Origin of the sequence: Sphingobium sp. Leaf26, assembly GCF_001421665.1 — a bacterium.
Taxonomy (GTDB): domain Bacteria; phylum Pseudomonadota; class Alphaproteobacteria; order Sphingomonadales; family Sphingomonadaceae; genus Sphingobium.
Window position 1 is genome coordinate 19,500 of the sequence record NZ_LMKV01000030.1, and the last position, 19,685, is coordinate 39,184.

Consider the following 19,685-nt stretch of genomic DNA (forward strand, 5'->3'; position numbering starts at 1 on the left):
ACATCGCCACGGTGTCAAAAGTTGAGCTGCCGCGAAGCAAGAGAATTTGGGATTGAAACACACACACTTGTGTCGCTGACCATCGTCGCGCACTTTCATGTCATGAAAGCGGGATAGATACCGTCCCCTGTCTGTGGAGGTTGAGATGCCCAGATGCGATGCGCCCCACGAAAATTACGATGACAAAGCCGATCGTTCGAGACGCGAAATACTGCGCCTGATGGCTGTATCCGGCGCGATGGCGGGGATGGGCAAAGCCACGGCACTTGCCGCGCCTGCATCTGCCGGTCCGGTTAGCGCGATGCCGCCGGACCAGGCACTGCAGGAGATCATGGACGGCAATGCCAGATTCGTGGCCGGAGCACCGGTCGCGCACACCCGCGATCTGGCGATCATCAGGTCGAAAGCCGCAGAAGGGCAGTGGCCCATCGTCGGCGTTCTATCGTGCGCCGATTCGCGCGTTCCGGTTGAGATGGTCTTCGATGAACCGATAGGAAGGCTTTTCGTCACCCGCGTCGCCGGGAACATCACCACCCCTGAAATTATCGCAAGCCTGGAATATGGGGTCGCTGTTCTGGGCATCAGCGCGATCGTCGTGATGGGGCATTCGAGTTGTGGTGCGGTCAAGGCGGCGATGGACAATCCCGAAGTACCGGGCCAGATCAGCGCGCTTTTTCCCGCGATCCTGCCAGCCATTTACATGAGCAAAAGCCGCGATCCCCTGGCCGTCACCCGGCAAAATGCGATCATCCAGGCTGCGACCCTGCTGAATTCCTCTACGGTCATCGAAGCGAGGGTAAAGGCCGGCGCGCTCAAAGTCGTGCCAGCAATATATGATGTTTCAACGAGCCGCGTAGAGATCCTGCCTATCCCTCCGGCATTGCGGCAGACGGAATCGAAATGATCATTGCGATACGGAAGATACTAAAATTACCTCGGCTTTGGTGTCATAGCCACGTGGATGAGACGAGAATGAGAATTTACAAAGGCCTTCTATTTTCCGCGATCGGCGTAATCGCCAGCTTGTCCAGCCCTGCCTATGCGCAAGGTGCAAAAGCCAGTTCACCCACTGAATTCATCCGGGCGGCCGAGCGGTTGAAGCCTGGCGAATGGGTATGGGCGCCCAACATTGCGCCGACAGGCCCCCTCCTCATTTATGTGGACTTGTCACGGCAGATCGCCACAGTCTATCGCAACGGGGTCAGGATAGCCGTTGCCACCGTATCGTCAGGCAAACCGGGACACGAAACGCCGACCGGCGTCTTCACCATCCTCCAGAAGGACGCCAACCACCGCTCCAGCCTGTATAACAGTGCGCCAATGCCGTATCAGCAGCGACTGACATGGGATGGTGTCGCCCTTCATGCGGGTGGCCTGCCGGGTTACCCGGAAAGTCATGGCTGCGTGCATCTTCCGTTCGATTTTTCTCGTGAACTGTTTGCCATCACTTCGCTTGGCGCAACCGTCGTCATCGCAGGGTCGGCTATCGACCATATTCGTACCAGCGAAGCGAGCCTGATCGCGCCGATCGACGCGAAGGGCTTGCCTGTGCCAAAGCCGATCCTGGGCGAACAGCAGTTCAACTGGGCGCCCGAAAAATCGCCCACGGGGCCATTGACCATCATCGTATCAAGGGTCGACCAGCGTGTGGTCGTCTTACGTAACGGGACGGAAATTGGTCGGAGCGTGGCTCAAGTGAATGACGATGACGCCGGTTCGCACGTCATTACTCTTACGCGCGCGCCCGACGGCAATTTTAGATGGGTCTATATAGGTCTTCCGGGGCACGTCGAAGAGGAAGGGCGGCAACTCGACGAAGCGACGATCAATCGCCTACGTTTGCCGCGCGCCTTCTATGAACAGGTCAAAGCCGCATTGAGGCCGGGAGATACCATCCTCATGACCAACTCAAGTGTTGGCGATGACGGCCGCGACCGCAAGATCACCGTCATGGATGCCGTCGTTCCTGTGCCTTGATCCTGATGGGTATTTAGTTCTCTTGTGCGTTGAGGCCCGGTCAAAACAGATTGTAGTCAAGGCAACGAGGACGATTGTATTTATCCCTTCGGCTTTTGCGCTCGTCACCATGGACACCAAAGATCCACCCCCACGATTTCTGCGGAACCTGTGATGTGAACGATGGCTAAGACTAACACCGATACTGAGGCGCAGAGTGTATCGAAACTGGCCAAATATTCTTGAAAGGTGGATTTCATGTGGATGCAAATTGCCGTTCCAGTAATTGTCGCAGCGCTAGCCGCTCCAGCTGTCGCTCAGGCTCCAACGCGAACTGAACGCGTCGTGTTCGCGCGCGGCGCCTCGTCGATCACCCTGCGGGGTATGATTCGCGGCTATGACACGGTTGATTATGTCGTCAGCGCGCGGGCGGGGCAGATGATGTCTGTGTCGCTACGTGCAAAGAACAGCTCGGCCTATTTCAACGTCTTGCCCGCCCGTGGTAGCGAAGCGATATTCATTGGCTCGACGATCGGAAACCAGTTCGACGGACGCCTCAAGGACAATGGAGGCTATCGCGTGCGCGTTTACCTGATGCGCAATGCTGCGCGCCGGGGCGAAATCGCGGCCTTCAGCTTGATGATTGGCGTAAGTGGTCGACCAGCTGTTGGCGCGCCGGGCGGCGGCGTGAATCCGATCGGGTCGGGTCCGCCAGTGTCAGCCGGTAATATGGGGGCGTTTTGCCGAGGCGAGGCTTCAGCGCAATATGCCGTGCGCCCCGCTTACATCAAAATCGGGCGTGTCGTCGTCGATCGTGGCGGTGGTAGCGTGATTGATGGATCGGCTGACAAAGGACGCGAAGGCATCAAACGCTTCCGCTGTCGTTTTGACGCACGCAACCGGTTTATCGACGTCATGGCGATGACGCGCGACGGGTTCTGATCACCGGACTACAAGCGTGGCGGCTGGGTCAGCGGACCCAGCCGCCCGCGCCCTCAACGATGCAGGCAGTGGGTTTCCGATCATTAATGCGTTCAAATACCAACTGCTTTGCGGGCTCGCGATAACTGACGAACGGCGTCCACGGGTTGTCCGCCGCTGGAAAGGCGACAAACAATGGTGTTTTAGCGGCGTCAGTTATTATTCGCCCCTCTTGCGGGCCAGGAAAGAGCATAAGCTGAGCCGGATTGCCTTTACAGCGCAAGAATACACCCCCGCTGGGACGAACAGCGAGCGCTTCCAACTCCGTGATTCGCGTGCGGTAGGCCAGCACGACGCAGTCCCTGTGTTTCTTCTGGAAAGCGCATAGGCTGCGCCGCTTGAACCAAGCCTGCTGACCTTCGAACAACGGGGAAGCAGGCAATCCTGACATCCGATGCACGCGGACCACCGAAGCGACCAGGTCGGCATCCAGACGCCTTAATTCAGGATCAGAGCATATCAGTTGGTCTGTGGCATATACGGGATGCACGCAGTCGGCACTTTCCTGCGCGAGCGGGGGTGGAACCGCGGACGGTTCGGTCGCATGGCTTGCGGAGCCGAACGCAGTGGCGACTGCCGCTATGCATAGCTGTCGAGCGGATTGCATCACGCGCATGCTGTTTCCTCCCGCCGCAGACTCAAAGTTTACCGACAAGCTGTTCTGGACTGTCGATCGTTCGGGTCCAAGTGACCGATACTATCCGCCACCTCGGATTGGTATTCCGCATCAGCGCAAGGACGCCCGACAGATGCTCGGCGCCATAGGTGACGTAGATGCGTTGCCGGGGTTCCGCGAGCAGTGCCGCAGCCAGCACATGGTTGCGATAGTCGAGAATCAACTTGTTCATTTGGTCCTCGGACTTGCCGATACCGCCGCGACGCATACCGTAGGTCATGAACCCGCGACACAATATGCCGGCGATCTTGCGCTGCCCTTCGCTTCCCCGACGAAGGAAGGATACGATCTTCTCAAGCCCATCGCCCTCGTCCGCCCGCCTAGCGTCCGCTTTTTCCTTCATCGCCGCAGCGAAGGCCGGATCGGTTTGCATAAGCCGTCCATATTCTGCGCGAAGTTGAGCGGTTGTGACGTCCGCGACAACATGGGCGGCAGGATGTTCGCGGACATCCCGTCCTAACAGCCCGAAATATCGACCTTGAAACTGCAGGCCACACATATCTCCGAGCGCGCGATACGAGGCGCCGAGGTCAGCACCGCCCGTGATCATGGTGTCGAACCACCGGTCATCTTGAGAATTAGATGGCTTTACGCCCTCATAATAGGCGACGGAACCGCGTGATAGTTCGTCCTCCAGATCATAGATGACCGATTTGAAGAAAACCTCGGTCGCAACATGTTGCATTCCTTGAAAGATGATCGTTTTGCGCCCGTCCGATAGGGTCGCCTGCGGAACCATCGCCGGGGAGACTTGGGTGATTGTGGCGGCGTAGTAGATCGGGCTAGCCACAATTATGGTCAGCAGAAAAATCATCGCGACCGATGCTTTCAGCCACCGCGTCCTGAAGTGACTGGTCCGAAGAAATCTTTCGATAAGCGAGGCGATGACGGCTGCGCAGGACAAGGCGATAAGGAGGATTCCCAACAGGATCAGCGGTGAAGCCTGAACAACCAGCGGCAGACTAAACAGGAACGCCAGGCCACCAAGAAACCACAGGATTGTCGACAGACGGAGGCCCCATTGGCGTAATCCAACCTTCACCGACTGAGACACCATCTAAGCCTCCCCATTCATCACGACCAATTATTATGTCCGGACGCAGACCATTATCATAGGGCCTCTATTCTCGTCATGCGATGCTCAAAGATTGAAACCGCTGCGATGGTAGCCGATACAAGCCTGATGAGCAGCATTGGCTCCGCCGATCAAAAGGCAGATGGCGGGCGACCGCCACACTCCCCTATGTTCGCTCGGCAAGTGCTTTTACGCATGGGCTTGGTACTGACGGCGCTTCTTGCAGGATGTGCAGATTTCCCAGAAAACCGTCCGTCCGATGTTTTCGCAGAGCCCGAACTGTCCAGGTACCGCGCCGGGGAGTCTGAGAGCGACGCGAGCGCGCAGATCGCCCTCACGCCGCTCCCTATTTTTAAATGCCTAAGTAAAATTTAGGCAAAGCAATGGTTGCCGGTTACCTTGTCCATGATTGATGCCTGTGCGCCGAACGGATGCGTGTCATGACTAAGGCAGTGCTGGCCAAGACCGCCAGGTTATCCAAGGTTCGACGGACCGCGAGAATATTGTCAAGTTGACGGAAAGTATCGACAAACAATCTCTCAGCGGCAGGCGGTCCAGAGGCCGCTATGCCGCCAGAGGGCCGATTCGTCGATGGCACGTCCAGAATTTTGCAATCTAACTTTCTACCGCGATATTCTAACTACTGGCACAGACCTGAGCCAGCATGTGGGAGCCGCCGTTGCCATCGCAAGGTTTAGAACCGCTGCTGCCCGGGATCCACCCTATCGCAGCGCCCCGAGAAATCCTGCCCGGTGCCCTTGATCGTAATCACGCCACTTTGGCGATCGATCCTGATCTTGGGTTTGTTAAGGCCATTCAAACGATAGCTCGCCCGTATCTCACTGCTGCCGACGATTATGTCGTCGAGTTGCCACCAATGTTGATGGTCGCCGCCTGAATTTATTGGCGGGATGAGCTTTTCGGGCAGACGTATCCGACCGTCATTGCCATATATCTGCAGGGTTACCGCGGATGCAAAACCCTTCATCTCCGTCTGCACGCCGCTACGAGAACGGTATTTATGATCGTAGCGGTCCCATTCGAGCGTATTCACATAGCCGGAACCAAGCTTTTCGCCTTGCCCCACGCAAACCAGATTGATTGCGTCGCCTTGACCGGCGCTGGGATCCGGTCTCCCATAGCTTGGATCGGGCTCGTAGCCGGGGCGGGGCCGGGCGGCGGGCTGACCCTGATAGCTGGGGTTGGGCCGTATGGAAGCTGACTGATGGCAGTCAGGTGCCGGGCTGGGCGTGATCGAACTGTAGCGCCCTTCCATAGTGGCAATGGTAACGCATTGCTGGCGATCGGCATTCCACCAATAGGTGTAGCTACGATCATCGCCTTTCTCGCCGCCCACATTGCGATAGCCACGGCGCTGGAGTTCGCCCTCCGCCTGGCCGGCGCGAGCCCCGACCATGTCATCAAGACCTGTAGACTGCGCAATGGCCGTAGAAGGAAGCGCGGCAAGGGAGAAACCCAAGGCTAAAATACTGGAAACATTGCTGAAACGCATGTGAGCCCCCTAAGCGGTGCGGTGTTCCATATAATCTTGAAGTAAGCCTAAATGTTCCAATAGTTCATGTCCATAGTGGTCGGTATCGACCTCGCAGGTTTACGAAGGCGCAGGACATTGGCAGAACAAATCGATCCCGCGCGGAAGATTTGACACAAATATTACGGCTACCGGAACATTAACCGGATCACCAACGATTAGGCCGTCCGGCAACTCAATAATCGAGGTGGTGGAGCATCGCTGCAATGCAGCCTTATCCTGCTCGCGGAACAGGCGAGGCAGCTTAAGCCGGTTGATAACTGCCTCATTGAGGGATCGGCCTTCTGCATCAATGCGGCAGTGGCGATTGTCGGAGACAAGGGCGCGATGAAGTCGATCTGGGACGTAACCGAACATGTTCGTCGCCGACGGGTTGAATTGCTACCCAAACACGCATTGTCGGAGAGGTCCTTGCAGGTCGTATATCCAGCCGCTCGCGCCGGTGGATGCGGTATTGTGGCATCAGCGCCGGGCCGCGGCGTTCGGCGTAGCGATCTGGCATCACCGACGGAATGGCAACTCCCCCGTGCCGCTCCGACCGAGCATGGGATATAGTTCCTGTTCTTCGCGCGCGATGCGATTTTCCAGCGCGTCGATGATGGCGAGCGTCTCAGTGCAGAAGCCTTGCCAGTGGGTCGTTATCCCGCCGCTATTCCATCGGGCCATATAGTCGCGATATTGCTGATCGAGACTGCCCATTTCCGCTTCATAGGCAGTGGCCAGCGTTGCGATCCGCGCATCGGTGTGCCGCTTGAGCTCAGGATAGACATGCTTGTCCTCGCGCGCGAGATGAATGGCCAATCGATAGCCCAGCCGCCATCGCTCGCGGGTCACGGCCTCGATATCGGGTTCCTGTTTTCCCATCAGCCGTCGAAGCTCCAGCGCGATGACCGCGAGTTCTTCATGTTCGTCGGTCAATTGCTTGTGGTCGATCATACCCAATCATCATCCCGTCTGGCTCCCCGTGCATTCGGGTCCGGGGGTGAATCGTGGACGCGAGGTGCAATGTCCTGTTGCCAGCGCGGATCAAATCGCAGAGTTTTGCGCCTTCAGCAGGGAGGTCAACCATGAGCAAGGTGATCCGTCGCACACCGACGACGCGGACCTATCGCGAAGCCGTGCAGTCCATCATTGCGACTGTGCAGCGCGAATATCGCCTGAACGACACCCAACTGGCGGACCGGATCGGCTGCGCGCCCAATACGGTGCGCAATGCGAAGAAAGCGCATGCCAATCTCGATGCTGTCACGCTGGCCAGTATAGAACACCGCTTTGGCCCTGGGGCGCTCGACCCCTTTCTCGCTCTTGCCGGCACCCGTGCGATACCGCTTCCCGATCAGCTTCCCCGGACCGATCCGATCGTTGATATTGTCGGCGCGTTGCACCGGTTGGTACAGGCCCAACATGCGGAGAGCGAGCATGGCTTTCTCATCACGTCGCAGGAACTGCTGGCAATCCTGCGAGAACTGCGGGAGGCGCGCCTGGCTTTCGACACCTTGATACTTCTTGCCGAACCGGGTCTTGCTACCGCACCGGAGGCGGTCAGACACTGGTTTGTGAAACATTTCGATCATGATGCGGGGACGTCGGATAAGCCAATGCCAGCGGAAGAGGGATTAAACCCGAAAAATCGCAAGCGACCGCTGCCAAGTGATTTCGCAAATGTGGCCGCTTCGGTGCCTATTGACGAATTGATGCACAAATATGCCGCCACACGCCGGACCATTGAGCGCTGGCTTCGCGAGGCAGACGAGCAGATCATCGAGCAGTTGCGGAAGGGCCACTAATCTTTGGCAGCGCCTTCCAGATCGCACGTCATCTGTTGGCCATGAAAAGCCATCTCCGGCCGTGGATGAAGGCTATCGCCACATTGTCGGGTCACCGCACTCCCACTATCAAGCGGATCATTTAGCAGGTTTACGGTTCGTCCAGTGCGATCCAGCCTTTGCCAGGCGATGTGATGGTGCTATTGATGGTGTCGTCGATTTCCAACTGCCAATTTGCAGGGTAAATCAGCTGCATGAGTGCCTGATAAGAGTGTTCTTCTGCCATCGCTTCCTCCGGACATGTCCATAATTGTCCGGAGAAATCCCCAAAATCAATGGCTTTTGGCGGTTGGCGCGTCCGCCCGCATCCGGTCAAATTCGTTGCAATTGACGGTATTTTTGACGGTATCGAAATTGCCAATGATCGACGCACTTGCGCCGCGTCCTTGGAACGCCGTGCAAAGGCACGAACATCGCCTGCGCTGAAATCTCCACGGACCTTGATCGGAATAGACATCGCAAATTTCCTCAAATGTGCGATGTTGAATCACGATATAGCGTCTCGCTATAGGCCTGACGAGGCAAACTCCTCAGGTCTTGCTATTAACCTGGCCGATCCCCGACAAGAGAATATCGGGCGCATCATGACTGCACGACAAGGCGATCGCCGACCAGCAGAGGGCGCCGCCGATCTGTTCCGCCGCTTCGGTATGGCGCAGGGCGGATTAGACGCAAAGGCGCTATGGGACCGCCGCTTCAATGATCTTTTGAGTTAGGCAAAGATGTCCGCCAAATCCTGCGACTGCGGGCCATCCTTCCAGTTGCGCAGCGAGGTGTAGAGGCTGGCGTGCGCGACGCTCCAGAAGGCGATGGCGATCGTGTTGGTGACAGCCGACAGCGCCAGATAGGTCGGGGAGAACTGCACGGCGCCGTTGCTGACGGTCGGCATCATCCCGCCGGTGATCATCACGATGCCCAGCACGCCCGACACCAGCCAAAACAGGATCAGGAGTAGCAGCTCCAATCCGAAGATCCGCCAACGCGCGCCCTTGGTCAGGTAACGGCTGCGCCCGAACGCCGCGAACACGCCGCTTTCCTCCGCCACCAGCGCAGGCGCGGCTACCGACCACATGATGAACAACATGATACCCGGCACCAGCAGCAGCGCGAACCCGGCCACAAGGCCCAGCACCATCAGCAGCGTAAGCCCGATCAGCGGCACCGCCATCGACAGGCCGGTGCCCACGCACGCGCCGAAACTCGCTTTCTCTCCCTTGGCATGGGCCAGCGTCGCGCGGACCAGCGCGCCCTGCACCAGCATCGACAGAAGCATGAAGATGATGAAGGAAGCAACCGACACGGCGACCACCGCGACCATGCTGCCCCGATCGGCCACCGCCAGCGAGGAGCCGATGAAATAGCTGTAGAGCGCCTGCGGCACCGCGCCGAACAGGAAAGCGATGCCGAAGGTCGCGATCGGATTGCTGCCCAGCGTGCCGAACGCCCGCCCCAATACCGTCCCGACCGAAAAGGACGGCCCCTCATCCGCCATCGCCTGCGTCGCCATGCCGATACCTCCCCATTATTGAACCCCGCGGCATGCTGGCCCATCTGTCCGACTTTGTCATCCTTTGAATGACTTGCGCCGCCGTCTCCAGCCGCTAGGGTCGCAGGTCAACGGGGGTGGGCAGCAATGGCCGGACCAGATTCGCGATCGGATGACAGGCTGGCTGCGGCGCATGACGCGCTGCGGTCCGGTGGCGATATCCAGTTCGACATGATGCCAGCGCCAGGCCGCCAGCCGCCACCCGCCTGGCTCAAGGCGCTGGGCGAATGGCTGGAAGAGGTGCTGGCGCCGGTCGGCCGTTTCCTGCGCTGGATCGGCAGCTTCATGCCCGACGCGCCCTATGCCCGCATATTCCTGTGGACCATCATCGCCGCGCTGGCGCTGCTGGTCCTGTGGATGGTGGTGGACCGGTTCCGCCATGGCGAATGGCGCCTGCCGCGCTGGCGCCGCCGCCGCACCGCCCAATCGGTCGACGCTGCGGAGGAAGACTGGACGCCCGATGCCGCCCCCGCCCGCGCTTGGCTGGATGAGGCGGACGCACTCGCCGGGCAGGGTCGCTATGCCGAAGCCGTGCATCACCTCCTGCTGCGCAGCGTCGAGGACATGGCCCGCCGCCGGCCGCAGATCGTCCGCCCCGCGCTCACCAGCCGCGACCTCGCCCGCGCGCCGGGCATTCCGTCCGCACCCCGCCGCCTCTTCACCGAAATCGCGCAGGCGGTCGAACGCAGCCTGTTCGGCGGTCGCGCCATCGACGCAGCGGAGTGGGATCGCTGTCGCCACGCCTATGCCGATTTCGCCCAGACGCGTAACTGGGCGGCATGAGCGACATCGCCATCACACGCCCGGCCACCGACGCCGGCCTGTTCCGGGGCCGCACCGTTGCGCTGATGCTGGCGATCGGGATCGCCGGCTTTGTCGGCATGCTGGTGCTGGGCGCCTATGCCCCGGACCTGCGATCGGGCCGCAATGGCGGGGCGCATGCCCTGTCCAACGCCGTCACCGGCTATGCCGCGCTGGTCAAACTGGCGGAGGCGACCGGTCGCAACCCCCGAATCGTCCGCAACGCCCATGATTTCGAGACGGAGGATCTGCTGATCTTGACGCCCGAAACCGGCGCGACCGACATCAGCCAGGCGTTGATCCAGCGCGCGACCCGCCCGACCCTGTTCGTCCTGCCCAAATGGCGCACCGTGCCGGATGAGGCGCATGCCGGCTGGGCGCGCTATCAGGGGCTGCTCCCGCTGTCCGAACCGATCGGGGTTCTCGCCCCCGGCGTCCGCTTCACCATGCGCCAGAGCAAAAGCGGTGGCGGCATCCTGACCTCCCATGGCATCCCCGGCCGCTTCTGGACCCCGCGCCCGATACAGGTCATCACAGGCATCGACCCGGACAATGAACAGCAACAGGACCAGTGGCGCGACCTCCATCCGATGCTGACCGACGGACGCGGCGGCATCGTGCTGGCGCAGGTCGGGCAGGGGCCGCTCTTCGTGCTGGCCGATCCCGACCTGCTCAACAATCGCGGCATGAAGGATCTGGGTCAGGCGCGATCCGCGCTGGCGTTGCTCGACTGGCTCAATAGCACCGACCCAGAGGGCATCGCCTTCGATGTGTCGATGAACGGCCTGGGCCATTCGCGCAGCCCGCTGAAACTGCTGTTCGAACCGCCTTTCCTGGCGATGACGCTGGCGATCGTCGCCACCCTGCTGCTGGCCGGCTTCCATGCCTTCGGCCGCTTCGGCCCGCCGCGCGCCCGGACCCGCGCCGTCGCTTTCGGCAAGACCGCGCTGGTGGACAACAGCGCGCTGTTGATTCGGAAGGCCGGCCGCGAATCGCGCCTTGGCGGTCGTTATGCCGCGGTCATCCGTGAGCGCGCCGCCCGTGCCTTCGGCGCGCCGGCGCGGCTGCGCGATCAGGCGCTCGATCAGTATCTCGATAGTTTGAAGGGTGCGCACCGCTTCACCGACCTCGCGCAGGCGGCGGATGCGGCGAGCGACCGACACAGCCTGCGCGATGCCGCGCAGGCGCTCCATGATTGGCAAGGGGAGAAGACCCGGTGAACGTACAAGAAGTCCAGGCGCTTGCCCAAAGCATCCGGCAGGAGGTCGCCCGCGCGGTCGTGGGGCAGGAGGCGACGGTCGACCTCATGCTCGTCGCGCTCTTCTCGGGCGGCCATATCCTGCTGGAAGGTCCGCCGGGCACCGCCAAGACGCTGATCGCGCACAGCTTCGCTCGTGCGCTCGGCCTCGATTTCGGCCGCATCCAGTTCACGCCGGACCTCATGCCCGGTGACATCATCGGCGCCAATCTGTTCAACTTCCAGACCAGCCAGTTCAGCCTGACGCGCGGGCCGATCTTCACGGAACTGCTGCTGGCCGACGAAATCAACCGCACCCCGCCCAAGACGCAGGCCGCACTGCTGGAGGCGATGCAGGAACGCACGGTCACCATCGATGGCGAAAGTCTGGCCTTGAGCGACCGGTTCATGGTCGTCGCGACCCAGAACCCGATCGAGCAACAGGGTGTCTATCCCCTGCCCGAAGCCCAGCTCGATCGCTTCCTGTTCAAGCAGAGCGTCGATTATCCCAGCGCCACCGAGGAACGGCGGATCGTCGCCACCCACGGCGCGCGCACCCATGCGATGACGCCTGAAACTTGGGGCGTCACCCCCGTCGCCGACGCGGCCCGCATTGCGCAAGCCATCGCCGTCGTGAACGAAGTCCGTCTGGTCGATGAGGTGATCGACTATATCCTCGCCCTCATCCGCGGCACCCGCGACGTCGCCGATCTGGAAAGCGGCGCCTCCCCTCGGGCCGGCGCGATGCTGGCCGGCGCCGCCCGTGCCCGCGCCGCGCTCGACGGTCGCGACTTCGTCATCCCCGACGATGTGAAGGCGCTCGCGCCTGCGCTGCTGCGCCACCGCCTGATCCTCTCGCCCGCCGCCGAAATCGACGGACGCCGGATCGAGGATGTCGTGACCGGCATTATCGAGACGATCGAGGCGCCGCGCTGAGCGTCCTGCGATGATCTATCCCACCCGCACCGCGATCTTCTGCGCGGCGGCCGGCGTGCCCGTCACGCTGCTGGTCGCGCTGATGCTGCCGGGCCGCTGGTATGCCGCGCTCGCCTGGCCGGTCGCGGTGCTGCTGGCGTGTCTGGCCGATGCGTTGCGCGGGGCGCGGCCGGGGCAGGCGGGGTTGCACCTCACCCTCCCCAAGACCGCCAGCGTCGGCGCGAGCGTGGAGGGCAGGGCGACGATCACCCTTTCCGGCCCGACGCGCGCGCAACTGCTGCTCGACATCGGCCCGTTGCTGACGCAGGACGAGGATGGCCTGTGGATCGACCTGTCGGACGGGAAGGGCGCCGCCGTCATTCCGCTGCGCACTACCCGGCGCGGCACCGCGCGGGTGGCACGCGGCTGGCTCCGCTGGAAAGGGCCGCTCGGTCTCGTCTGGAAACAGCGCATAGTGCCGCTCGACGCGACCATGGCGATCCTGCCCGACATCCGCCCGGTCCATGATCGCGGCGCACAGATATTCCAGCGCCACGCGCTTGCCGGCCTGATGGCGCAGGTCGATCGCGGCGACGGCGCCGATTTCGACGCGCTGGTCGAGTTCCGCTCCGGCATGGACCGGCGCGCGATCGACTGGAAACAGTCCGCCCGTCACGCCAAGCTGCACGCCAAGGAATTCCGCTCCGAACGCAACAATCAGATCGTCTTCGCGATCGACGCCGGCCGCCAGATGAGCGAGCCGGTGGCCGGCCTCCCCCGGCTCGACCGGGTCGTCTCGGCGATGCTGCTGACCGCCTGGGTCGCGCTCAAGCTGGGCGATCGGGTCGCGCTCCACGCCTTCGATTCGCGCCCGCGCATCGCCAGCGGCCTCGTCTCCGGCGCAGCGGCCTTCGGCGAACTCCAGCGGCTCGCCGCGCAGATCGACTATAGTGGCGATGAAAGCAATTATACCCACGCCCTGACCACGCTCGCGACCCGGCTGACCCGCCGCTCGATGATCATATTGTTCACCGAATTTACCGATCTCACCTCGGCCGAATTTCTGGTCCGCGCCGCCAGCCGGCTGGTGGAGACGCATCTGCTCATGGTCGTGGTGCTGCGCGACGAGGAACTGGAGTCTATCCTCGACCGTCGCCCCGCCAGCGCCGACGACGTCACCCGCGCCGTCACCGCCGCTGCCCTCCTGCGCGACCGGCTGACCGTGCTCACCCGCCTGCGGCATCTAGGTGCCCATGTGATAGAGGCGGAGCATGATCGCGTCGCAGATCGGCTGGTCCAGGGCTATGTCGATCTCAAGCGGAGGAACCTGCTGTGAGCGCACTTGTCCAGGGCACTGCCGCCCCGCCGCTTGTCAACGCCAGCCGCTTCCGCGCCGCCCATGAAGCGGAATGGGACCGGCTCGACCAACTCGTCACCCGTATGGAAAAGCGCTCGGTCCGCGCTTTGTCGGACGACGACATATTGGCGCTGCCGCTGCTCTACCGCTCGGCGCTCTCCTCCCTGTCCGTGGCGCGCGAAACCTCGCTCGACCGGGCGCTCACCACCTATCTCGAACAGCTTTGCACCCGCGCCTATTTCCAGCTTTACGGCGTGCCGGATACCGCCGCGCGTCAGCTTGGCCGCTTCTTTGCGCGGGACTGGCCGATGGCGGTACAGGGTCTGTGGCGCGAAACGCTCGCCTGCCTCGTCCTGACGCTGGCGGGCGTCATCGCCGGCTGGTGGCTCGTGGCGACCGACGCGAGCTGGTATTACAGCATCATCCCCGATGCCATGGCCAGCGGGCGCGATCCCGCCGCCAGCGCGGCGACGCTGCGCGCCACCATCTATGGCCCGCAGGAGGGCGGGGGCCTCGCCACCTTCGCCGCCTATCTCTTCACCCATAACAGCCAGGTCGCGATCTTCGCTTTCGCGCTCGGTTTCGCCTTCACCGTCCCGACCGTGCTGCTGCTGCTCTACAACGGCCTCACTCTTGGCGCGATGCTCTGCCTGTTCGCCAGCAAGGGATTGGGCCTCAATTTCCTCGGCTGGCTCACCATCCACGGCTCGACCGAAATGTTCGCCATCATCCTCGCGGGCGCGGCCGGCATGAAGATCGGCACCGCCGTCGCCTTCCCCGGCCGCCTTGAACGGACCGATGCCGCCGTCATCGCCGGGCGCAGCGCCGCCATCGCCATGGCCGGCGTGGTGCTGATGCTGCTGGTCGCCGGCCTGCTCGAAGGGATCGGGCGCCAGACGATCCAGCAGGATGCGATGCGCTATGGCATCGGCCTCGCCGCGCTCGCCGGCTGGCTGGCCTATTATTATCTCCCCCGCCGGCGGGAGGCTCCCGATGCGCTGGCGGCGTAAGCGCGAGCGGAAAGCGCCCGCCTCGCTGCGGCGCAGCTTCGTCACGCCCGAAGGGGTCGACCTGCGCCTCGAACTGGCGAGCGCGGGGACGCGCGCGTCGGCCTTCCTCCTCGACATCCTCATCCTCTTCATCAGCCTGATCCTCACCACCGTCGCGATCGGCCTGCTCGGCATTGCCAAGGCGCGCGCCGAAATCTTCATGATCCTCTGGCTCATCGGCGCGTTCATGCTGCGCAACGGCTGGTTCATCCTGTTCGAAATGGGCGGACGCGGGGCCACGCCGGGCAAGCGGCTGCTCGGCCTGCGCGTCGTCGCGCGCGATGGCGGCCGGCTGACCGGCGGCGCGGTGATCGCCCGCAATGCCCTGCGAGAGATCGAGATTTTCCTGCCGCTCTCCTTCCTTGGCATGCAGGCGGCGGATGGCGCGGCGGACGGCTTCCTCACCCTGTTCGCGTTCTGCTGGACCGGCATCTTCCTCTTCTTCCCGCTCTTCAACCGGGATCGGCTGCGGGTGGGGGACTTGCTGGCGGGCACCTGGGTCGTGAACACCGTCCGCGCCAAGCTGGGCGAGGATCTGGTCGCCACCCGCGCGCAGCAGCCGCGCCGTACCTTCACCGACGCCGCGCTCGATCTTTATGGCATCTACGAACTGCAAACGCTGGAAAATGTCCTGCGCAATGGACAGGATGATGCGATCGTCACCGTCGCCGCCACGATCCGGCGCAAGGCGGGCCTGCCCGACGATGGCGACGACCACGCCTTCCTGTCGGACTATTATGCCGCGCTCTGCGCCCGGCTGGAACGCGGCATGCTCGTCGGCCGCCGCCGCGAGGACAAGCATGCGAGCGGGGGGCGGCGCTAATTACCCCGGCAGCGCAATCATCGAAATCTGCCGTCCATAGTCGCTCTCGCTGCGGTGGCAGGACCGACGATAGCTGTAGAATCGGTCCGGCTGGCTATAGGTATCCTCATCCAGCATCGCTATCCGCCCGATCCCGGCACCGGCCAGTCGCGCCGCGACATAGGCGGCGATGTCGAACTGGCAATGGCCCGGCCTCCCAGCGGTGAAGAATCGCTCGTTCGCCCCGTCGTCTTCGGCGAAATGCGCCGCAAAATCGTCGGTCACCTCATAGGACAGCCGGCCGATGCACGGCCCGATGGCGCAGGCGATTCGGCTCCGGTCGGCGCCCAGCGCGACCATCGCCTCGATCGTCCGGTCGGTGACGCCGCCAATCGCGCCCTTCCACCCGGCATGGGCCGCGCCCACGACGCCGGCCTGTGCATCGGCAAACAGCACCGGCACGCAATCGGCGGTCAATATGCCCAGCACCAGTCCCGGCCGGTCGGTCACCATGGCGTCTGCGGCCGGCCGATCGCCTTCCGCGATCCCGCCCGTCATCGTCACCACATCGGGCGAATGGACCTGATGCACCGTCACCAGAGTTGCGCCCGGCAACAGCGCGTCGCGCGCCAGATCCCGGTTGCGCAGCACCGCCTCGCGCTCGTCGGCCGATCCCAGCCCGACATTCAGCCCCGCATGGACACCGCCCGACACCCCGCCGCGCCGCCCGGCAAAGCCATGAGGCACGTTCTCCAGCCCCTGCGCGCGCAGCAATTCGATCATCGTCCGGCTCCTGTCAGTCCCATGTCAGTCCGCATCGCTACTGCATCGGAATGTCGCGTGAACGCAACATACTTGCGCGTGGCGGATTAGGCGATAGTCTCGCGTTCACAGCCAAAAGGAGCGGGTGCAAAGCCGCACGGGCAAAACAATGAAGACAAAAGGGCATCATTCATGATTTTCGGGCGCGTAAAGCCTCTCGACGCCATATTGGCGACGGCCGAGAAGAAATCGCTGCACCGGTCGCTGGGCGCGTTCCAGTTGACCATGCTGGGCATCGGCGCCGTCATCGGCACCGGCATCTTCGTGCTCACGGCGGAGGCGGCGCAGAAAGCCGGTCCCGGCATGATGCTCTCCTTCGTGATCGCGGGCTTCGTCTGCGCGGTGGCCGCGCTCTGCTACGCCGAAATGGCGGCGATGGTGCCCGTTTCGGGTTCCGCCTACACCTACAGCTACGCGGTGATGGGCGAACTCATCGCCTGGATGGTCGGCTGGGCGCTGATTCTGGAATATGCGGTCGCGGCCGGTGCGGTGTCGGTGGGTTGGTCTGGCTATGTGGTCGGCCTGATCGAACATACATTCCACCTCGACATCCCCGATCTGCTGACGCGCGGGCCGTTCGATGGCGGTATGGTCAATCTGCCCGCGATGCTGATCGCGGCGCTCGTGACCTGGCTGCTGGTCATCGGCACCAAGGAAAGCGCGACCGTCAACGCCGTGCTGGTCCTCATCAAGGTCGCCGCTCTGACGCTGTTCATCGTGCTGGCCCTGCCGGTCATCAACATGGACAAATTCACCCCCTTCGCGCCGCTCGGCTTCTCGGGCATCTCGGCAGCTGCCGCCTCCATCTTCTTCGCCTATGTCGGCTTCGACGCCGTTTCGACCGCCGCTGAAGAAACGAAGAACCCACAGCGTAACATGCCGATCGGCCTGATCGGTTCGCTCGGCATCTGCACCATCTTCTACATGCTCGTCGCCGCCGGCGTCATCGGCACCGTCGGCGCGCAGCCGGTCGCTGGCCCGGCCGGCGAAGTGCTTGCCGCTGGTTCGCCGGCCCTGTCGCAACAGTGCGCCGCGCTGGCCGCTGCCGGCACCGAAGCGGTCACCTGCTCGAAGGAAGCGCTGGCCTGGACCCTGCGTGAAATCGGCTGGCCCCAGATCGGCAACCTGCTCGGCCTCGCCGCCGGCCTTGCGCTGCCTTCGGTCATCCTGATGATGATGTTCGGCCAGACCCGCATCTTCTTCGTCATGAGCCGCGACGGCCTGCTCCCGGCCGTCTTTTCGAAGGTGCACCCGACCTACAAGACGCCGCATGTCATCACCATCCTGACCGGCATCTTCGTGGCGCTGTTCGCGGCCTTCTTCCCGGTCGGCATCCTGGCGGACATCTCCAACTCCGGCACGCTCTTCGCCTTTGCCGCCGTGTCGATCGCGGTGATGCGCCTGCGCAAGACGGATGCGAACCGCGCCCGCCCGTTCCGCACCCCCGCCATCTACATCACTGCACCCTTCGCCATCGCTGGCTGCGTCTATCTCTTCTACAGCCTGGGCATCGAAACCAAGCTGATGTTCGTCGGCTGGGCGACCTTGGGTCTGCTGGTCTATTTCGGCTATAGCCGCAGCCGCAGCCATGTCGGTCGCGGCGTGGTGGATGTGGCGGAGGATGATGCCGGCATCCCGCCCCAGCCGGTGCCGCCGTTCCCCGGCGCACCCACGCCGGGCGGCAAGGACGCCTGATCGAGACACAAAAAAGGGGCGGGAAACCGCCCCTTTTTCTTTGCCCTGCTGCCTCGACAGGTCAGTGGAAGTCGACCTCCGCCTCCCGCATCGCGCCATGATTGGGCCGGGTGAACAGCTTGCCGCGCTCCGCCCAGATCACGATCAGGAAGGAGCCGATGCCGAACACAAGCAGCCCGATGGTGAAGGGAAGGGTGGTCCCGTCGAAGGCGCGACCCACGATGCTGCCCAGCGCGCTCGACAGCGCCGTCGTCAGGAACGCCTGGAAGGAGGAGGCGACACCGGCCCCCCTGTGGAACGGCTCCATCGAAATGGCGCTGAAATTGGACGCGGTGAACGCCACCGTCATCATCGTCATCGCCTGCAAGACCATGAAGGTGATCAGCGTCTCCATGCCCGTCAGGATCACCGCCAGATGCACCGCCGCGATCAGGATGAAGGCGATCAGTGCGCTCTGGCTCATGCGCCGCGCGCCAAAGCGCGACACCAGCCGGCTGTTGATCAGGCTGCCGACCCCCATGCTTCCCGCGATCGCGGCAAAGCCCAGCGGAAAAATCTCCGCGGCATCGAACACATCGAAGAATATCTGCTGGATCGAAAGGATGAAGCCGATCAGCCCGCCCATCACCACGCCGCTCGCCAGCATATAGCCGATCGAACTGCGCGTGCGCAGGATCAGGCCGACCGTCTGGAACAGCGAACCGGGCGTGATCCGCATCCGGTTTTCGGGCTTCAGCGTTTCGGGCAGCCGCACGACCATCCAGATCAGGATCAGGCTGGCCAATATGACCAGCGCCCAGAAGATCCAGCGCCACGGCGCGATCAGCAGGATCGCCGACCCGAAACTCGGCGCCATCACCGGGATCAGCATGAACACCGCGAAGATCAGTGACATGACCCGCGCCATCGCATCGCCTTTGAACCGGTCGCGCACGATGCCCACCGTGATGACCCGGCTTGCGCCTGCAAAGAAGCCGGCGCATGCCCGGCCCGCCAGCATCATGGAGAAACTCTGCGCGCTGGCGCAGGCGATGGATGAGACGATGAACAGCGCCATCGCGCTGCCCAGCACCATCTTGCGCCCGAACCGGTCGGACAGGACGCCGAACAGCAGCGACCCGAAACCCAGCCCCAGAAAATAGACGCTGATGATCCACTGCCGGTCATTGGGATGCGGAATCGCCAGGTCGCGGCCGATCTCCGGCAGGGCCGGCAGCATCGGATCGATCGACATCGCGTTCATCGCCATCAGGCACGCGCACAGCAGCACGAATTCGCGGAACCGGATATCCTTGGGCGGGGATGGAGGGGAAGCAAGGGGCAGGGGACTCATGCGGGGGCTATGCGGGCAATAGGCGGCCGATACCAGTCCCAATCCGCTACCGGCCATAAGAA

General features: G+C 62.7%; 20 protein-coding genes. 11 read left to right on the forward strand and 9 right to left on the reverse strand.

The window, feature by feature from the left end; all coding sequences use genetic code 11:
* Positions 1 to 145: 145 nt before the first annotated feature.
* The 3 genes from ASE85_RS18695 to ASE85_RS18705 all read left to right on the forward strand — a co-directional run bounded on the left by ASE85_RS18695 (position 146) and on the right by ASE85_RS18705 (position 2,898).
* Positions 146 to 904: a carbonic anhydrase gene (locus ASE85_RS18695; RefSeq protein WP_056692154.1), complete on the forward strand. Its 759-nt coding sequence runs from the start codon at positions 146 to 148 to the stop codon at positions 902 to 904.
* Positions 905 to 972: 68 nt separating this feature from the next.
* Positions 973 to 1,977, forward strand: coding sequence for a L,D-transpeptidase (locus ASE85_RS18700; protein WP_056692645.1), 1,005 nt, complete (start codon positions 973 to 975; stop codon positions 1,975 to 1,977).
* Between the two features lie 243 nt (positions 1,978 to 2,220).
* Positions 2,221 to 2,898, forward strand: a complete 678-nt coding sequence (locus ASE85_RS18705) for a hypothetical protein (RefSeq protein ID WP_235523616.1) — start codon at positions 2,221 to 2,223, stop codon at positions 2,896 to 2,898.
* 28 nt (positions 2,899 to 2,926) lie between these two features.
* On the opposite strand, the gene ASE85_RS18710 is transcribed toward ASE85_RS18705, so the two are convergent.
* The 5 genes from ASE85_RS18710 to ASE85_RS18730 form a co-directional block, all read right to left on the reverse strand.
* A complete protein-coding gene (locus tag ASE85_RS18710; RefSeq protein WP_056692160.1) occupies positions 2,927 to 3,553 on the reverse strand; it encodes a hypothetical protein in 627 nt (208 codons plus the stop codon).
* Positions 3,554 to 3,575: 22 nt separating this feature from the next.
* Positions 3,576 to 4,670, reverse strand: a complete 1,095-nt coding sequence (locus tag ASE85_RS18715; RefSeq protein ID WP_156358426.1) for a hypothetical protein — start codon at positions 4,668 to 4,670, stop codon at positions 3,576 to 3,578.
* Between the two features lie 712 nt (positions 4,671 to 5,382).
* On the reverse strand, positions 5,383 to 6,201 hold the full coding sequence (locus tag ASE85_RS18725; protein ID WP_156358427.1) for a hypothetical protein: 819 nt from the start codon (positions 6,199 to 6,201) through the stop codon (positions 5,383 to 5,385).
* A gap of 99 nt (positions 6,202 to 6,300) precedes the next feature.
* Complete coding sequence (locus tag ASE85_RS23435) at positions 6,301 to 6,597, reverse strand: hypothetical protein (RefSeq protein ID WP_162237486.1); 297 nt, start codon at positions 6,595 to 6,597, stop codon at positions 6,301 to 6,303.
* Between the two features lie 144 nt (positions 6,598 to 6,741).
* Positions 6,742 to 7,176 (reverse strand): hemerythrin domain-containing protein, encoded by a 435-nt coding sequence (locus ASE85_RS18730; protein WP_056692171.1) that lies wholly within the window; start codon positions 7,174 to 7,176, stop codon positions 6,742 to 6,744.
* A 131-nt stretch (positions 7,177 to 7,307) separates the two neighbouring features.
* Between ASE85_RS18730 and ASE85_RS18735 the strand changes: the two genes are divergently transcribed.
* Positions 7,308 to 8,027, forward strand: coding sequence for a hypothetical protein (locus tag ASE85_RS18735; RefSeq protein WP_056692175.1), 720 nt, complete (start codon positions 7,308 to 7,310; stop codon positions 8,025 to 8,027).
* A gap of 130 nt (positions 8,028 to 8,157) precedes the next feature.
* On the opposite strand, the gene ASE85_RS23220 is transcribed toward ASE85_RS18735, so the two are convergent.
* Together ASE85_RS23220 and ASE85_RS18740 are read right to left on the reverse strand one after the other, a co-directional pair.
* Positions 8,158 to 8,523, reverse strand: coding sequence for a hypothetical protein (locus ASE85_RS23220; protein ID WP_156358428.1), 366 nt, complete (start codon positions 8,521 to 8,523; stop codon positions 8,158 to 8,160).
* 255 nt (positions 8,524 to 8,778) lie between these two features.
* On the reverse strand, positions 8,779 to 9,573 hold the full coding sequence (locus tag ASE85_RS18740) for a hypothetical protein (RefSeq protein WP_056692178.1): 795 nt from the start codon (positions 9,571 to 9,573) through the stop codon (positions 8,779 to 8,781).
* A gap of 126 nt (positions 9,574 to 9,699) precedes the next feature.
* On the opposite strand from ASE85_RS18740, the gene ASE85_RS18745 reads away from it, so the two are divergent.
* From ASE85_RS18745 to ASE85_RS18770, 6 genes are read left to right on the forward strand one after another with little or no spacing between them, the layout of a single operon-like run.
* A complete protein-coding gene (locus ASE85_RS18745; RefSeq protein ID WP_056692181.1) occupies positions 9,700 to 10,395 on the forward strand; it encodes a DUF4129 domain-containing protein in 696 nt (231 codons plus the stop codon).
* On the forward strand, positions 10,392 to 11,633 hold the full coding sequence (locus ASE85_RS18750) for a DUF4350 domain-containing protein (protein ID WP_056692184.1): 1,242 nt from the start codon (positions 10,392 to 10,394) through the stop codon (positions 11,631 to 11,633). The genes ASE85_RS18745 and ASE85_RS18750 overlap by 4 nt, the downstream gene beginning before the upstream one ends.
* Entirely contained in the window at positions 11,630 to 12,586 is a 957-nt protein-coding gene (locus ASE85_RS18755; protein ID WP_056692187.1) for an AAA family ATPase, read from the forward strand. Before ASE85_RS18750 ends, ASE85_RS18755 begins: the two co-directional genes overlap by 4 nt.
* Before the next feature lie 10 nt (positions 12,587 to 12,596).
* Positions 12,597 to 13,901, forward strand: coding sequence for a DUF58 domain-containing protein (locus ASE85_RS18760; RefSeq protein ID WP_056692191.1), 1,305 nt, complete (start codon positions 12,597 to 12,599; stop codon positions 13,899 to 13,901).
* Entirely contained in the window at positions 13,898 to 14,932 is a 1,035-nt protein-coding gene (locus tag ASE85_RS18765; protein WP_056692194.1) for a stage II sporulation protein M, read from the forward strand. Before ASE85_RS18760 ends, ASE85_RS18765 begins: the two co-directional genes overlap by 4 nt.
* On the forward strand, positions 14,916 to 15,794 hold the full coding sequence (locus tag ASE85_RS18770) for an RDD family protein (protein WP_056692197.1): 879 nt from the start codon (positions 14,916 to 14,918) through the stop codon (positions 15,792 to 15,794). The genes ASE85_RS18765 and ASE85_RS18770 overlap by 17 nt, the downstream gene beginning before the upstream one ends.
* On the opposite strand, the gene pgeF is transcribed toward ASE85_RS18770, so the two are convergent.
* The gene (gene pgeF, locus ASE85_RS18775) at positions 15,795 to 16,556 is read right to left on the reverse strand and encodes a peptidoglycan editing factor PgeF (RefSeq protein ID WP_056692200.1); all 762 of its coding nucleotides are present in this window, start codon (positions 16,554 to 16,556) and stop codon (positions 15,795 to 15,797) included.
* Positions 16,557 to 16,727: 171 nt separating this feature from the next.
* On the opposite strand from pgeF, the gene ASE85_RS18780 reads away from it, so the two are divergent.
* Positions 16,728 to 18,290, forward strand: coding sequence for an amino acid permease (locus ASE85_RS18780; RefSeq protein WP_056692203.1), 1,563 nt, complete (start codon positions 16,728 to 16,730; stop codon positions 18,288 to 18,290).
* Between the two features lie 61 nt (positions 18,291 to 18,351).
* On the opposite strand, the gene ASE85_RS18785 is transcribed toward ASE85_RS18780, so the two are convergent.
* Positions 18,352 to 19,623, reverse strand: a complete 1,272-nt coding sequence (locus ASE85_RS18785; protein ID WP_056692207.1) for a multidrug effflux MFS transporter — start codon at positions 19,621 to 19,623, stop codon at positions 18,352 to 18,354.
* Positions 19,624 to 19,685: the final 62 nt, after the last annotated feature.

What these genes read in the sequence shown, in the direction of transcription:
- ASE85_RS18695 (WP_056692154.1), top strand. Translation starts at nt 146, where the DNA reads ATGCCCAGATGCGATGCGCCCCACGAAAATTACGATGACAAAGCCGAT.
- ASE85_RS18715 (WP_156358426.1), bottom strand. Translation starts at nt 4,670, where the DNA reads ATGGTGTCTCAGTCGGTGAAGGTTGGATTACGCCAATGGGGCCTCCGT.
- ASE85_RS18740 (WP_056692178.1), bottom strand. Translation starts at nt 9,573, where the DNA reads ATGGCGACGCAGGCGATGGCGGATGAGGGGCCGTCCTTTTCGGTCGGG.
- ASE85_RS18745 (WP_056692181.1), top strand. Translation starts at nt 9,700, where the DNA reads ATGGCCGGACCAGATTCGCGATCGGATGACAGGCTGGCTGCGGCGCAT.
- ASE85_RS18780 (WP_056692203.1), top strand. Translation starts at nt 16,728, where the DNA reads ATGATTTTCGGGCGCGTAAAGCCTCTCGACGCCATATTGGCGACGGCC.
- ASE85_RS23220 (WP_156358428.1), bottom strand. Translation starts at nt 8,523, where the DNA reads ATGTCTATTCCGATCAAGGTCCGTGGAGATTTCAGCGCAGGCGATGTT.
- ASE85_RS18785 (WP_056692207.1), bottom strand. Translation starts at nt 19,623, where the DNA reads ATGAGTCCCCTGCCCCTTGCTTCCCCTCCATCCCCGCCCAAGGATATC.
- ASE85_RS18710 (WP_056692160.1), bottom strand. Translation starts at nt 3,553, where the DNA reads ATGCGCGTGATGCAATCCGCTCGACAGCTATGCATAGCGGCAGTCGCC.
- ASE85_RS18705 (WP_235523616.1), top strand. Translation starts at nt 2,221, where the DNA reads ATGCAAATTGCCGTTCCAGTAATTGTCGCAGCGCTAGCCGCTCCAGCT.
- ASE85_RS18700 (WP_056692645.1), top strand. Translation starts at nt 973, where the DNA reads ATGAGAATTTACAAAGGCCTTCTATTTTCCGCGATCGGCGTAATCGCC.
- ASE85_RS18770 (WP_056692197.1), top strand. Translation starts at nt 14,916, where the DNA reads ATGCGCTGGCGGCGTAAGCGCGAGCGGAAAGCGCCCGCCTCGCTGCGG.
- ASE85_RS18730 (WP_056692171.1), bottom strand. Translation starts at nt 7,176, where the DNA reads ATGATCGACCACAAGCAATTGACCGACGAACATGAAGAACTCGCGGTC.
- ASE85_RS18735 (WP_056692175.1), top strand. Translation starts at nt 7,308, where the DNA reads ATGAGCAAGGTGATCCGTCGCACACCGACGACGCGGACCTATCGCGAA.
- pgeF (WP_056692200.1), bottom strand. Translation starts at nt 16,556, where the DNA reads ATGATCGAATTGCTGCGCGCGCAGGGGCTGGAGAACGTGCCTCATGGC.
- ASE85_RS18750 (WP_056692184.1), top strand. Translation starts at nt 10,392, where the DNA reads ATGAGCGACATCGCCATCACACGCCCGGCCACCGACGCCGGCCTGTTC.
- ASE85_RS18725 (WP_156358427.1), bottom strand. Translation starts at nt 6,201, where the DNA reads ATGCGTTTCAGCAATGTTTCCAGTATTTTAGCCTTGGGTTTCTCCCTT.
- ASE85_RS23435 (WP_162237486.1), bottom strand. Translation starts at nt 6,597, where the DNA reads ATGTTCGGTTACGTCCCAGATCGACTTCATCGCGCCCTTGTCTCCGAC.
- ASE85_RS18760 (WP_056692191.1), top strand. Translation starts at nt 12,597, where the DNA reads ATGATCTATCCCACCCGCACCGCGATCTTCTGCGCGGCGGCCGGCGTG.